11 protein-coding genes are annotated in these 12,812 nt (G+C 42.5%); 2 read left to right on the forward strand and 9 right to left on the reverse strand.

All coding sequences use genetic code 11. From position 1 onward, the window contains the following. Positions 1 to 124: 124 nt before the first annotated feature. A complete protein-coding gene (locus OQJ75_RS01010) occupies positions 125 to 1,198 on the forward strand; it encodes a LacI family DNA-binding transcriptional regulator (protein WP_146454864.1) in 1,074 nt (357 codons plus the stop codon). 234 nt (positions 1,199 to 1,432) lie between these two features. Here OQJ75_RS01010 and OQJ75_RS01015 read toward each other — a convergent pair whose 3' ends face one another. Continuing rightward, positions 1,433 to 2,359, reverse strand: coding sequence for a LysR family transcriptional regulator (locus tag OQJ75_RS01015; RefSeq protein WP_265970531.1), 927 nt, complete (start codon positions 2,357 to 2,359; stop codon positions 1,433 to 1,435). 101 nt (positions 2,360 to 2,460) lie between these two features. Between OQJ75_RS01015 and chrA the strand changes: the two genes are divergently transcribed. Beyond that, positions 2,461 to 3,609 (forward strand): chromate efflux transporter, encoded by a 1,149-nt coding sequence (chrA, locus tag OQJ75_RS01020; RefSeq protein WP_265970532.1) that lies wholly within the window; start codon positions 2,461 to 2,463, stop codon positions 3,607 to 3,609. A 75-nt stretch (positions 3,610 to 3,684) separates the two neighbouring features. Here chrA and OQJ75_RS01025 read toward each other — a convergent pair whose 3' ends face one another. The 8 genes from OQJ75_RS01025 to OQJ75_RS01060 are packed head-to-tail and all read right to left on the reverse strand — an operon-like array spanning position 3,685 to position 12,788. Then, the gene (locus OQJ75_RS01025) at positions 3,685 to 4,398 is read right to left on the reverse strand and encodes a class I SAM-dependent methyltransferase (RefSeq protein WP_265970533.1); all 714 of its coding nucleotides are present in this window, start codon (positions 4,396 to 4,398) and stop codon (positions 3,685 to 3,687) included. Positions 4,399 to 4,407: 9 nt separating this feature from the next. After that, complete coding sequence (locus tag OQJ75_RS01030) at positions 4,408 to 5,337, reverse strand: glycosyltransferase family 2 protein (protein WP_265970534.1); 930 nt, start codon at positions 5,335 to 5,337, stop codon at positions 4,408 to 4,410. Then, positions 5,334 to 7,097, reverse strand: a complete 1,764-nt coding sequence (locus tag OQJ75_RS01035) for a hypothetical protein (RefSeq protein ID WP_265970535.1) — start codon at positions 7,095 to 7,097, stop codon at positions 5,334 to 5,336. Before OQJ75_RS01035 ends, OQJ75_RS01030 begins: the two co-directional genes overlap by 4 nt. Before the next feature lie 34 nt (positions 7,098 to 7,131). Then, positions 7,132 to 8,136, reverse strand: coding sequence for a tetratricopeptide repeat protein (locus OQJ75_RS01040; protein ID WP_265970536.1), 1,005 nt, complete (start codon positions 8,134 to 8,136; stop codon positions 7,132 to 7,134). After that, positions 8,133 to 9,104, reverse strand: coding sequence for a type II secretion system F family protein (locus tag OQJ75_RS01045; protein WP_265970537.1), 972 nt, complete (start codon positions 9,102 to 9,104; stop codon positions 8,133 to 8,135). Before OQJ75_RS01045 ends, OQJ75_RS01040 begins: the two co-directional genes overlap by 4 nt. 3 nt (positions 9,105 to 9,107) lie before the next feature. Continuing rightward, on the reverse strand, positions 9,108 to 10,073 hold the full coding sequence (locus OQJ75_RS01050; RefSeq protein WP_265970538.1) for a type II secretion system F family protein: 966 nt from the start codon (positions 10,071 to 10,073) through the stop codon (positions 9,108 to 9,110). Between the two features lie 9 nt (positions 10,074 to 10,082). Next, the gene (locus tag OQJ75_RS01055; RefSeq protein ID WP_265970539.1) at positions 10,083 to 11,534 is read right to left on the reverse strand and encodes a CpaF family protein; all 1,452 of its coding nucleotides are present in this window, start codon (positions 11,532 to 11,534) and stop codon (positions 10,083 to 10,085) included. 33 nt (positions 11,535 to 11,567) lie between these two features. Further along, positions 11,568 to 12,788 (reverse strand): AAA family ATPase, encoded by a 1,221-nt coding sequence (locus OQJ75_RS01060; protein WP_265970540.1) that lies wholly within the window; start codon positions 12,786 to 12,788, stop codon positions 11,568 to 11,570. Positions 12,789 to 12,812 lie beyond the last annotated feature (24 nt).

Genomic DNA, 12,812 nt, shown 5'->3' on the forward strand with positions numbered 1-12,812 from the left:
AAGATCGACTGTTTCCGGAAACATTTTTAATGTTTTAAAAGACATTTATTTGAGAGTGAGCAGAGTTTAGTTTGGTAAATTTCGGTAGGCTTATTTCACTCTAAAATATTCGATGAGCAGAGCGATGAGTATCACCTTCAAAGACGTAGCAAAACTGGCTGGGGTATCCACCCAAACAGTATCTCGAGTAACCAATGGCTCACAAGACGTCGCGGAATCCACCCGCAACAAGGTTAACGCCGCGATAAAGCAACTTGGTTATGTACCCAATAAAGGTGCGCAAATGCTCAGTCGAGCCAAGTCCACCAGCGTTGGCTTAGTCACTCTCGATATGGCACTGCATGGCGCAGCAATGATCGCCAATGGCGTGCGAATGCAGGCTCATGATATGAGTTATGGCGTCGCTTTCTCTGTTGTTTCCGAGCCTAATCTCGCGAACACCCGTGAGGCTATTCGTGAACTGATGGCTCAACAGGTCGACAGCATTATTCTGAATGTGCCTTTAAAGAGTGCCGATGCAGAATTGTTAGTGGAACAATATCAGCACCTCAACCTAATCTTCATTGATGTCCCTTCTAACAGCCAAGTGAACTATGTTTGCGGTGATCATGCGGAAGGAGCAAAACTGGCGGCTCAACATCTACTTGAGAGCGGACGAACGGACTTCCTGTTAATCACTGGCCCGAACGAATCCAGCGCCTCAAAGATTCGACATCAAAGTTGGTTAGCCGCGTTATCAGATGCAGAGAGTAAGGTGCAGTATCAATATCAAGGAAACTGGCAAGCAGAAAGTGGTTATCTTGGCGTTCGAGAAGCTGTCGCTAAACAAGCCGTATTTGATGCCGTGTTAGTGGCAAGTGATCAGATGGCATTAGGGGTTTTACGTGCACTGCAAGAACTGCAGATACCTGTCCCTGATAAGGTTGCTGTCGTCGGCTTTGATGGAATCGAGGACAGTGCGTTTTTTAATCCACCATTGACCACAATCAAACAGGACTTCACCACGATTGGCCGACAAGCTGTGGTACTTGCAGAGAAGCTCAACGCTAACTCACAAGATGCTTTACTGCAGCACCATATCGAAACGGCATTACTCCCAAGAGAAAGCAGCCAACCTAAGGTGACGGCTCACTATGAAAAACAAGAGATCGAGCAACTGCTAAAAAGGATTCAGACCCTTTTGCCAGAATCGACATAAAAGAAAAAGCGCTAGGGGGAGCTAGCGCTTTTAAGACCAACTAAGTCCGTTTAGCCTGGTAGTTTTTTAAGCTATATCATAAGGATATAACCAATTTTTTTACTTAGGTAAATCAAAAATCCTATTCTTTACGACTGCTTTTAGTCGTAAATTAAGTATAGTCTGGTTCTTGTAATAAACCGTATTTTTCTAAAATTAATTCATATAAATTTGACGATTAATCGACACAATAAACTATTCGGAAATCACAGATGAGATCGCATTAGTAATCAACTCTCTAAGTAGTTTGTTTTTATCATCTAAATGCTTTGTCTTTCTATAAACAAGCTGGATATCAAAATCTGGAACACCAATCGGTGGTTTCACAGCCAGTAAGGTTTCTTCGTTATCGATATCCTTGCGCGCAACTAGCTTGGGGACAATACACAACAGTTCTCTACCACGGATTAGTCGCTTAACGGTCAAAAAGTTACTGGAAGATATCGCCACTTTTCGACTGAGACCGAGTTCATTCAAACGACTATCCACACCTGTCTTTAAAGACCCAATCGGAGAAACGAGTGCGTGCTCGACCGCAACAAATTGTTCTAACGACATCGGTTCTTCAATAGGTAGAACTGATTGATCAAGTAAACAAACATGTTGTTCCGTGTACAAATGCTTTGTTCGATATTGCTTTGGTACCTCACCAAAGCTGCCTATCGTCATATCGAGCTTGGCATCTTCAAAGACTTGCTGATAGTTACTCCGGTTTACATTGAACAACGCCACTTGGGAATAAGGAGAGGATTGCTTAATTAGGTCAAACACTATTGGAGCGAACATCTGCTCGGCATAATCAGTGAGACCAATCTTCCAAGTCCCTTTATAGGTCTCGGCATCAAACGATTTAGATAACAGAACTTCAGACTGGATGGTATTCAGTAGCGCGTCCACGGTGCTTGATAGTTCAATGGCTCGATCGGTCGCCTCCATCTTGCTACCTACGCGCTCAAACAAAGGGTCATCAAACAACTTTCGTAGCCTTTGTAAGCTATGGCTCATCGCAGATTGGCTGACATAACAACGCTCGGCAGCCTTACTCACGCTATTCGTTTTATACAAAGCCTGCAGTGCAATCAACAAGTTAAGATCGATCCCTTTCCAATTAAAATCAGCCATACCAAGCAACCTATTTCATTCATATTTATAATTAAAATAATTAATTTGAATCATAGTTCAACTCCACCTAAATTACGCTAAACATTTATCTGGAATCGATCATGCTTTCAATTTTTAAAACCTTTTTTTGGCTTGGCTGGATTAGCTTTGGTGGACCAGCAGCACATATTGGCTACTTCCGTAAAACCTTTGTTGAGAAACTGAATTGGTTGTCCGACGAAGAGTACGGGCAGATTGTCGCTCTTAGTCAATTTCTACCGGGCCCAGGTTCAAGTCAGGTTGGCTTTGCGGTTGGCTACAAGAAAGGTGGATTAACAGGTGCTATTGCTGCATTTGTCGGCTTCACTTCCCCATCTGTGATTCTGATGCTGATATTGGCGTTAGTGAGCAACCAACTATTGGAAGCACCACTTTTCAATTCAATCATTCACGGGCTTAAGTTGTTAGCGGTAGTGGTTGTAGCTGATGCAACCTTTGGTATGTACAAGAACTTTTGCCAATCAAAGATAGCGACCGCCTTGTGTGTGATCACCGCGATTGTTCTGCTACTGATTCCAGGCATCTGGCCTCAAGTTTTAGTGCTTCTATTTTCAGCGATGGTTGGTAGTAAGTTCTTGACGTCTCAAGAGCTAAAAACGACACCTTCAGCACAAAAAATATCGGTAACGCCTCTCGTGATTTTTGTTGCGTTATTGGTTGGTCTGCCTCTATTCAGTGCTTACTCTCAAGGTATTGAAGTGTTTGGCCTATTCTACCAAGCAGGTAGCTTAGTATTCGGTGGCGGCCATGTGGTACTTCCGTTGCTACAAAATGGTATTGGCGACCAACTGTCTCAAGATGCCTTCCTAACAGGTTATGCAGCAGCACAAGCAGTACCTGGGCCTATGTTTACACTCGCGACTTACTTAGGTTATGTATTGATGCCGTCAGCACCGATCACAGGCGCACTACTCACAACGATTGCTGTGTTCTTACCGGGCTTCTTATTGCTATTGGGTGTACTGAAAAACTGGCAAGCAATTGCAAGTAAACCATTAGTTGCTGGTGCACTTACAGGTGTCAATGCAGCTGTAGTCGGGTTACTACTTGCGGCTCTGTATCAGCCAATCTTCACAAGTGCGGTTAGTAGCGGTTTAGACTTCGCTCTGATCATCGTAGGTGTGTGGCTATTGAAAACGGTCAAGATGCCAATCGTAGGGCTTGTCGGCACGTTTATGCTATTCGGCGCTCTTACTGGCTTTGCTAACTAACAACCTAACCGAAGCAAGAAGTTAGTGAACACCTAACTTCTTGCTTACGACTGAACGACAGGAGCCGCCGAACCTTTAACTAGCAGGTTTGATTCCATGGAAGTTAAAAAACAAATTGCAATCAATGAGCGGGATTGGGCTTAGTGGCCAAAAAGAGTGTTTATTATCAGGAAGGTAATACTTTAAAAAGGCGATCAAATTATTGCAAGGGTTAACATGCTCTCTCGCCATAATGTAATCGTAGTTCCACCCCTTTTTCACACCAAGTTTTCTTGTCGTCATATAACGGCCAACTTTCCATGCAATACCTGGGTCTGTAGGAATCAAAATGGACAAAGTGCCGCCCGGCTTTAATACCCTAAGCCATTCTTTAATCACAAGATGAGGCTCATAAAGGTGTTCCAATATATGTGTCGCAATAACACGATCAAAACTGTTACTTTCAAAGTCTAACGCTCGTGCATTCGTTACATTAAAAACGAGCTTGTCATAAGTACTCGTGTTACTGAGTTGCTTTTTTGCCACTTCAAGTGCGGCTGAATCACCATCACTGACCGTATACTCGTCAAAACTATGCTGAACATGTCTCAAGTGTTCACCCGTTCCTGAGCCCACTTCTAGCACCTTCGAGAAATGCTCTCTGTTACTGAAAGGCTTCTCACACGCTATATGCCCCGCCCTCATCACATAGCCTGTTGTACTGCTTTCGTAGACTCGCTCGTCATATTCATCACTAAAACGGGACAAATAATCGAGCCACTCCTTATCTTCATCCTTGTTTATTCTCATTCCTGAATCCTATTGAGATGGCTTGTGATCGTGACTTGTTAGTATTGAAAGGATCCTCATCTCTCGTCTGCCACGCGACACGTTGTCGAGTATCAAGCCGCAAAAGAAAGACATCACCGCGATAAGTGCAATTGAACTAGACAGAATAGCTGTCGGGACTCTTTCAACGAGCCCGGTATCAATAAAATCGAGGATAACGGGAATCCCTAATCCTAATGAGAGAGAGCAAAGTAACACCGACAAAGCACCGAAAAAAAACATCGGCTTTACATCTCGTAGCAGGAACAAAATAAAGTTGAGGATTTTGATCCCATCACTCAATGTATTCAGCTTACTCGCCGTGCCTTCAGGCCTTGAGTGATAATGAGTGGGTACTTCTTTGATCGACATATTGTGGTGCAATGCATGCACGGTTAGTTCCGTCTCAATTTGAAAGCCGTCGCTGAAAATAGGGACCGTTTTTACAAACCGGCGACTCATCACTCGATAGCCAGAGAAAACGTCATTCAATTGAGCATTGAACCCTTTATTTATCAGAGTCGAAAACATCTTATTACCCAAAATATGTCCTGCAGGATAAGCCTCGGAAGAGCGATCTCGACTGCCAATGATCATATCGAGCTGTTCAGTAACCAGTTGTTCAATCAGTGTAGGGCTAATGGAGGCGTCGTAGGTATCATCACCATCAGCCATAATATAAATGTCAGCATCAATATCTGAGAACATCCGTCGCACGACTTCACCTTTGCCCTGACGATACTCATGGCGAACAACAGCACCAGCTTGCAGCGCCTCTTCGACCGTGCCATCAGTGGAGTTATTGTCGTACACATAAATCGTCGCACTTGGTAGTGCACGTTGGAAGTCAGCCACCGTTTTTCCAACCGCTCCGGCTTCGTTATAGCACGGGAGTAACACCGCTATGGTTTGATTCTTCATGAACTCTCCCTGACTCGAAACACTCGGTACCCATTTTCAATATTGTCGTACACAACATCTAACCAAGTTGGCGTATCTGAGCTGTACAGCTTATTGATAAATGCCTCCTCGCTCGCCGAGTCCTTTAAAATCAACAAATGCGGGTCATTGCCAATAACAATGATATCGATGCTTTTCTCTATGATTTTCCTTTCGGCTAAGCTCAGATCTTCCTCTAGCATCACTTCAATAAGAAATTGGTTCCCAACAATATTTCGATGGTAAGGAGCAGCAATAATTCGATTATCCGTCTTTGCCAACACTGGAGCCCCCGTTTCGATCCCTGAGAGTATGGTGTGCGAATTTATATCGTTATCTTTTAACACCTTATAGATATTCAATGATTGCTCTTCTTTATCAAGAGTAGTTGTAATTTCTTCGGTTGGCGACAACGCGAGAATGACAAAGGCGACCGCTAGTGGTGCTCCAGAAATAATAACGGTCGCTTTTATGATGGAGGAACGGATGTAATCTGCTAACTGAAGAATCACATATGCTTGCAGGGGAGCCGCTAGCACAAAACACAACCTCATTACTCTAATCTGCCAAAAGATCGCAAGAGCTAAATTGAACATAAAGATGAGATACAAAATTGTGCAGTGGTCGTTTTTGTTCTTAAACAGCGGATATAACGTGGCAGGAATCACCAGCAAAGCGTAATTCTCTATCGAGAAAAAACCATGACTTGTGACGTATCTAACGATCGATTTCGCTTCTGTCACTTGGTCTAACCAATACACTTTAAGTATCGGAGGGTAATCAATTAACAACGCACTGCTAAGTGATGGATAAAGCACTGCCACTGGTATTAAAAATAAAACAGCAAGCGATACGAACAGTAAAACCTTTTGCAGTAGGCTTTTATCTTCACTCATTAATCGATGATAAACATTAACGAAAAGCCAACCACAAAAGAAAAGGATGATGAGAACAAATGATATTTCGTCGTACTTAAAAACAAAAAACTCATCGTAAGGCCGATTTAATAAAATCGCACAAATCCCAAACAGAGCGGAACTCGCATACAACTTAGAGATATAGCCAAACCACTCATGGCGAACAAGACCGTAATACACGGTGTAAATCGCGAAAAAAAACATGAATAGCAAAACATTATCAAGCCCCGTCCATAAAGATAGAGACAGCAAGATAGATTGCGCATAAACACGCCACGCATGGCGCAACTGCTCATGATTCAATGGCGTTAAAGCTAGAAATAGGGCCGCAAAGACCAGCTGAATATTATGATGATCAATAGAACCGGGTAAAAAATGGATAATTGAAGGCGAAGAAATCGCAAACATCATGCTAATAAAGCGATACTTGGCACCGAAGAGGTGGTCAGCTAGGTAAAAGCATGACAGAGAAAGAAGTAGCAAGTAAAGCAGAGGGACAAGAGAAATTGATATTGTATAAGCAAGATTATCATCGACGATAAACAACAATGGAAAAGCTACGAGCGATAAGATTAAATCAGGAAAGCGAGACCAATGAATAACAATGCCGTCAGCGGCATTAAAATTATTCATTGGCTCTAGGTACCAATGTCCAGTTGCCATCCAGTCCTGAAATTGAACAAAACGCATATAGTCGTCATTGTCATTCAGGTTAAGAGCTGAAACACTCTCCCACTTGTAAATAAAGATCACTGTGGCACAAACTAGCCAGATGACAGAGATAACAATGATATCTTTATTAAAACTCTCACTTTTAGGCGACATGAATATCCTTTTCACTGAGCCAAAATTTAAACGACTATTGCTCCATCTCTCTCACTTCCGCTAATGCTCTGTTTAAGTTTTCGTTCGCAACTCTGTAATACGATGGTTTCTTGTCTATTGCTTGCTGAAGGTAAGGAACGGCTTCATCCGGCTTACCTTGTAATATTAGGAAATACCCTACATTATTCAACGCTTCAGGCGTATCCATATGTCGCATAAACATATTAGTGGCTTTCTTAACATCACCGGAAGCCAGATAAATGAGGGCTAGATTGTTTTGGGCCTTCTCACTATTTGGTTCTAACTCTAGAGCTGAACGCGTGTACTGATACGCTTCCTTGTAATTGCCGTACATGTAATGGGAGTAGCCCATATTCAACAGAGCTTTGAATGAGTTTTTGTCTATCTGCAGTGACTTTTTGAAGTACTCTTGAGCTATCTGATGCTTTCCGTCGACATCTTCCAACACACCAATTCCCATATATGCTGATGCAGGAGACATACTGTCGACCTTCAAGCTAGCGACTTCACTTTGGCTTAACGCTTGGTGGTTTTTAATCGTTTCACTGCTTTTCAAACGAACTTGGTCGGCATTAATCGCTTTAAAGAAATAACTTCGACCTTCATCCGTTCGTCGCTGCTTCGTATACAAAACGCCTAATTCCTCCAGTACCTCGGTATGTGCTGGATTGAAATCTAAGGCCGCCAAATATGCTTTCTCGGCAAGCGCCGCGTTGCCACGAGATGAATGGATTTTACCTATAGTAAACAGCGTTTTGTCGTGAAACTCTTGCTCAGGAAAAGACAGTGAGCGGATGTATTCATACAAGGCTAGATCGATGTTGTTGTCCCTTAATGCTGCGTCACCACGCATGATCGCTTCTTTCTCACTCAAAGGAGGGTCATCATTCGTTAACGTATCTATCGGTTTACCTGAGTACAATTCCGCATCAAATTGATTCGTTGGTTCATCAGATGAGGCACAACCAAGTAGTAGTATTGGTAGAAAAAGTAGAAGGAACTTATGGTATAACATCATAAACTTGCTCCCGGCGCACTCAATGCGTCCATTACGATAAGTAGTCCTGGGCCAAGTGCGACAATGAAAAAACAAGGCCAAATAAATATCAGCATAGGAAATAACATTTTAGTCGGTATTTTAGCTGCCACCTCTTCTGCCGCTTGCTGGCGTTTATCTCGAAAATCTTCCGTATAATCACGTAGCGTTTGCGCTAAGCTTCCCCCCATTCTCGATGCATGAGAAAGCAAAGAAACCAAGCCTTCTAGTTCGACTAAACCCGTTCGTTCGATAAGTTGCCGAAGTGCATCAGGCATGGTGACACCCGCTTGAATTTTAGCAAACACAGTCTCAAGTTCATCCGCAAGCTCCGGCTGAGAGACATAGAGCTCTGATGCAACACGACCAAGTGCAGCATTAAAACCAAGCCCAGATTCGGTACACACAACAAGAAGATCAAGCGCATCAGGGACACCATTTCTTATTTTTTTCTGACGTTCTTTTTGCAGCTTGCTCAGTACAATATTAGGCGTAAAAGTCCCTAGAAAAACACACGTCATAATCAATAAATTATTGTAACTGCCACCCAAGGAGATGTAATAAACCATAAAAGCAGCGATAACACCGACTAAGCTCGACAGCACTTTCAACGCATAGAAAACAGACAAAGCATTCTTCTCATGGAACCCAGCATGCATCAGCTTTTCTGAGTAAGTTTCATTATCCTTTTTGTTCCCTTTACTTATAAAAGGGCTTAATGATTCAAGCGTATTTGAGAAATCATAGGGCTTCCTTCCATCCGTACTTCCCTCTTCAGATATTTGTCTTAGCTTCCTGTCTAAAGGAGATCGTGCACCTAAAAATAGAAACCCAACCGTCAATGTTAACAAGACAGTAGTGAGCAAAATCATCGCATAAATAACCACCTGAGAGCTGATCCCAAATTCTTCTAGCATCTGCTTCCAGACTTCAATATTGAGTAGTTCCATAAGTTAAATCTCTATGCTGATGATCTTTTTAATCCACAAGGCCCCGATGGCCAAAAGAACAATACCGACACTGACCATCGATAAACCGCGCGGATCTTTATAAAGTGGTTCGATATACTCGGGACTAGCCACCCGCAATGCGAAAAACAAACCAAAAGGGGATAACGTTAAGATCCATGCTGATAAACGACTTTCAGCAGAGAGTGTTTTTACCTTCCTTTCCAATTTAAAACGCGCTCTAAGTACTTCAGATACCTTTTGTAAGTTCTCAGATAGGTTACCCCCAGTCTCTTTTTGCAACATTACGGCACTAGAAAAAGCCAGCATTGATACGGTTGGTACTCGTTCTGTCATCTGTAAAATCGCTAGACGTAAATCATAACCGTAATTAAGTAAGTTATAGGTGTTCTTAAATTCGGTACCGATTGGGTCCGGAAGCTCTTCGCCTACCTCATTAAATGATTGAACGAGCGGTTGCCCTGCTTGTAAGGCACGTCGAATAATATCCAACGCTTCAGGAAGTTGTTCTTCGAATCGAGCCATTCGATAAGTCACTCGATGTTGCACAAATAGGTAAGCAATAACCCAAACAAAGATGAATGCCGCGACACTTATGAACCACACTTGGTTGGTCATTATCGATATCAATGAGAGCAATACAGCGCAAAGAGAAACAATCAGTAAGAACCGGCTTAACGCCACTTTCATACCTGCGAGTTCCAACATTTTTTTCAAACCCGCGAAGAAAGAGATAACAATAAGCTTACGATCCAACGGGGAAAGTTCTTTGTTATAGTGTTCTTTGAGTAGTGACAAACTCTCTGCATCGATATTACGTTGCGTCTCTTTTAAGCGACGAGACAACTCTTTATGCTTCGCTTTTTTACCCGCAGCAGGTAACAACAACGCTTGGGAAATAAAAAGTACTGCGATAAACAATAGACCTAATGAAACGCTTACATTGTCCATAATCTCTCCTTAACCTTTGGTCTCACTAAAGAGCTCGAAAGGCAGATCGAGTCCACGTTTGACTAACTGGTCATGGTATTGAGGCACAACCCCCGTTGCCGTGAAATAACCGATAATATTGCCGTTTTCATCAATACCTTTACGCTGAAAACGGAATATTTCAGACATCGTAATCACTTCACCTTCCATGCCGTTGATCTCTTGAATACTCACCATACGACGCTTACCATCTTCTTGGCGTTCCATTTGAACAACAAGGTGGATAGCCGAAGCGATTTGAGCTCGTAAGTTTTTGGTCGATATGTTCCACCCTGCCATCGAGAACATGTTTTCGACACGACTCAAGGCATCACGAGGGGTATTCGCGTGAATGGTAGCAAGAGAGCCATCATGACCAGTATTCATCGCCGCTAACATGTCAACAGCTTCGCTACCACGCACCTCCCCAACCACAATTCGGTCAGGTCGCATACGCAAGGTGTTTTTAACCAATTCTCGCTGACTGATTTCTCCCTTACCTTCCAGGTTGGCAGGTCGGGTTTCTAACCGAATTACATGAGGTTGTTGAAGTTGTAATTCCGCCGAGTCTTCTATGGTAATAATTCGCTGATCTCGAGGAATGAAACCAGAGAAGATGTTTAATGTAGTGGTTTTTCCTGAACCTGTACCACCTGAAATCAATATATTGAGTTCGCCTTTAACAGCAGCTTCAACAAATTTAGCCATTTGAGGCGAAACTGAATTGTAGTCAATCAGGTTATCCATCGTTAAACGATCGACAGCAAAACGACGGATAGAAACAGAAGGACCATCAAGCGCAAGAGGAGGGATAATAGCGTTCACACGAGACCCATCAACTAGACGGGCATCTACCATAGGTGACGCTTCATCTATGCGACGACCAACCTGACTGACGATACGGTCGATAATGTTTCTTAGATGGCGATCATCGAGAAAAGTATAGGGCGTTTTTTCGAGTTTACCTCTTCGCTCAACGTAAACACTTTTAGGGCCGTTAACCAATATATCCGACACAGTTTGATCGGCTAATAGGGGCTCTAACGGACCAAGACCAAAAACCTCATCTTCTATTTGCTTGATAACTCGTTTACGACCTTCTGCGCTCAGAGCATGGCTACCATCTTCAGCCATTAGCTGTACGATCGCTTCGTGCAAATCTAGCTTAGCGCGCTCTTTCTCCAAGCTCGAAAGTAATCCTAAGTCTAACGTTTCAAGCAACTGCTTGTGAAAGAAGTGTTTGATTGATAGTTCCTGCTCTAAAACCTTTCGAGCCTCATCAATTGCTTTTTCCTTCTCAACGCTCGCTTCTATATTCCTAGAGTGACTAGACGCCTCAACATTGGATAAACGGTCAACAGGATTGGCATCTTCTGAATCATGCGAAATCTGTTCTACTTTTTTTTCAAACTCTGGATTTACATTTTTTCGTTTAAAGAACATCACAATCCCTCGTGTTTACTTTTCATCAACCCATTATGAAAACAACTTTTTCAACCACCCTTTTTCTTCTTGCTCTGGTGGTGATAGAACATGAGACAAATCGATGATAGAGCGAGTAATTGAGCTTTTCTTTCTCGACTGAACTAACGGCTGCCCCAAATTGGCACTCTCTAGCGCCACTTTAAAATCATTAGGCATCAGGTGGATATCGTGATTGCCCACCGCCTGCTCAATGTCTTTTAACTTAATAGAATGTCGTTTTTCGTAACGATTAAGGATTACCTCTATTGCGTCGCTTTGTAAGCCATACTCAAACTTCAGAGACTTAATTAATCTACTTGTGTTTTTTACTGACACTAAACTCTGCTGTAAAACCAGAAGCACTTTAGTTGCTGGTGATATCGCAGATGCAAATACATGATCTAACCCTCTAGACAGGTCAATAACCACGTAAGGATAAAAGCGACGTAATATAGGAAGTAGTCGACCTATTTTCTGTGCCTGCTCGAAATCATCAGCATTATTTTCATGTTTGAAGCTTAGAACATGGAGACCCGATTCATGTTTATTTACCAAAGAACCCAGAGACATTTCATCCAAATCATTAGAACTGTTGATCGCATCCGAAACACTATAAGTGGGTGTTATATTCAAATAATCAGGTATCACGCCAAATTGAAGATCGATATCGAGTAAAAGCACTTCGTTAGGGTGCTGCGTGGCCATCTCAATGGCAGTATTTAACGCTAAGGTGGTTGCTCCCATCCCTCCTTTAGTGTTCAAGAATAAAATAAACTCACCGTAACTCGAGTTCTCAAGCTTCTCAGACGCCGTTTTCTTTAAAAGTGGAAGTAAATCGGTGAGGGTCACATTGTGAGACAAGAAATCTGAAGCGCCTAAACGCAGTGCGATTTTTAGTGACCCATTATCACTTTCATCACCGAGCACAACCAAAGACAAGTCCTTGTCTTCTAAAGATAAATCATACCCTTGCAACTCAACCATTTTTTGAGCCCAGTTCCCATTAGCTTCAACGAAAATAAGCTCTGGGACATCTGCACTTTTTAGGTATTCTTCACTCATTGCCGCAAGAGAAAACGAGGTCACATGAACATTTCGGCATTTTTTTAGTTCTTGACTCATATGCGAATGAAAGGCGTCAGTGCTGTAGACTAACCAAACCTTTAGATTCGTTCTTAAACGGGCCATATCCTTATCGTTTTCATTTGGCGTTATTTTGATCGCTTCCCCCATATATTCATCTCCTTTTAAATAACC

It is taken from the genome of Vibrio sp. 14G-20 (assembly GCF_026241515.1).
GTDB lineage: Bacteria > Pseudomonadota > Gammaproteobacteria > Enterobacterales > Vibrionaceae > Vibrio.

Excerpts from the sequence above, each read along its gene's own strand:
- OQJ75_RS01010 (WP_146454864.1), top strand. The coding sequence starts at position 125 with ATGAGTATCACCTTCAAAGACGTAGCAAAACTGGCTGGGGTATCCACC.
- OQJ75_RS01015 (WP_265970531.1), bottom strand. The coding sequence starts at position 2,359 with ATGGCTGATTTTAATTGGAAAGGGATCGATCTTAACTTGTTGATTGCA.
- chrA (WP_265970532.1), top strand. The coding sequence starts at position 2,461 with ATGCTTTCAATTTTTAAAACCTTTTTTTGGCTTGGCTGGATTAGCTTT.
- OQJ75_RS01025 (WP_265970533.1), bottom strand. The coding sequence starts at position 4,398 with ATGAGAATAAACAAGGATGAAGATAAGGAGTGGCTCGATTATTTGTCC.
- OQJ75_RS01030 (WP_265970534.1), bottom strand. The coding sequence starts at position 5,337 with ATGAAGAATCAAACCATAGCGGTGTTACTCCCGTGCTATAACGAAGCC.
- OQJ75_RS01035 (WP_265970535.1), bottom strand. The coding sequence starts at position 7,097 with ATGTCGCCTAAAAGTGAGAGTTTTAATAAAGATATCATTGTTATCTCT.
- OQJ75_RS01040 (WP_265970536.1), bottom strand. The coding sequence starts at position 8,136 with ATGATGTTATACCATAAGTTCCTTCTACTTTTTCTACCAATACTACTA.
- OQJ75_RS01045 (WP_265970537.1), bottom strand. The coding sequence starts at position 9,104 with ATGGAACTACTCAATATTGAAGTCTGGAAGCAGATGCTAGAAGAATTT.
- OQJ75_RS01050 (WP_265970538.1), bottom strand. The coding sequence starts at position 10,073 with ATGGACAATGTAAGCGTTTCATTAGGTCTATTGTTTATCGCAGTACTT.
- OQJ75_RS01055 (WP_265970539.1), bottom strand. The coding sequence starts at position 11,534 with ATGTTCTTTAAACGAAAAAATGTAAATCCAGAGTTTGAAAAAAAAGTA.
- OQJ75_RS01060 (WP_265970540.1), bottom strand. The coding sequence starts at position 12,788 with ATGGGGGAAGCGATCAAAATAACGCCAAATGAAAACGATAAGGATATG.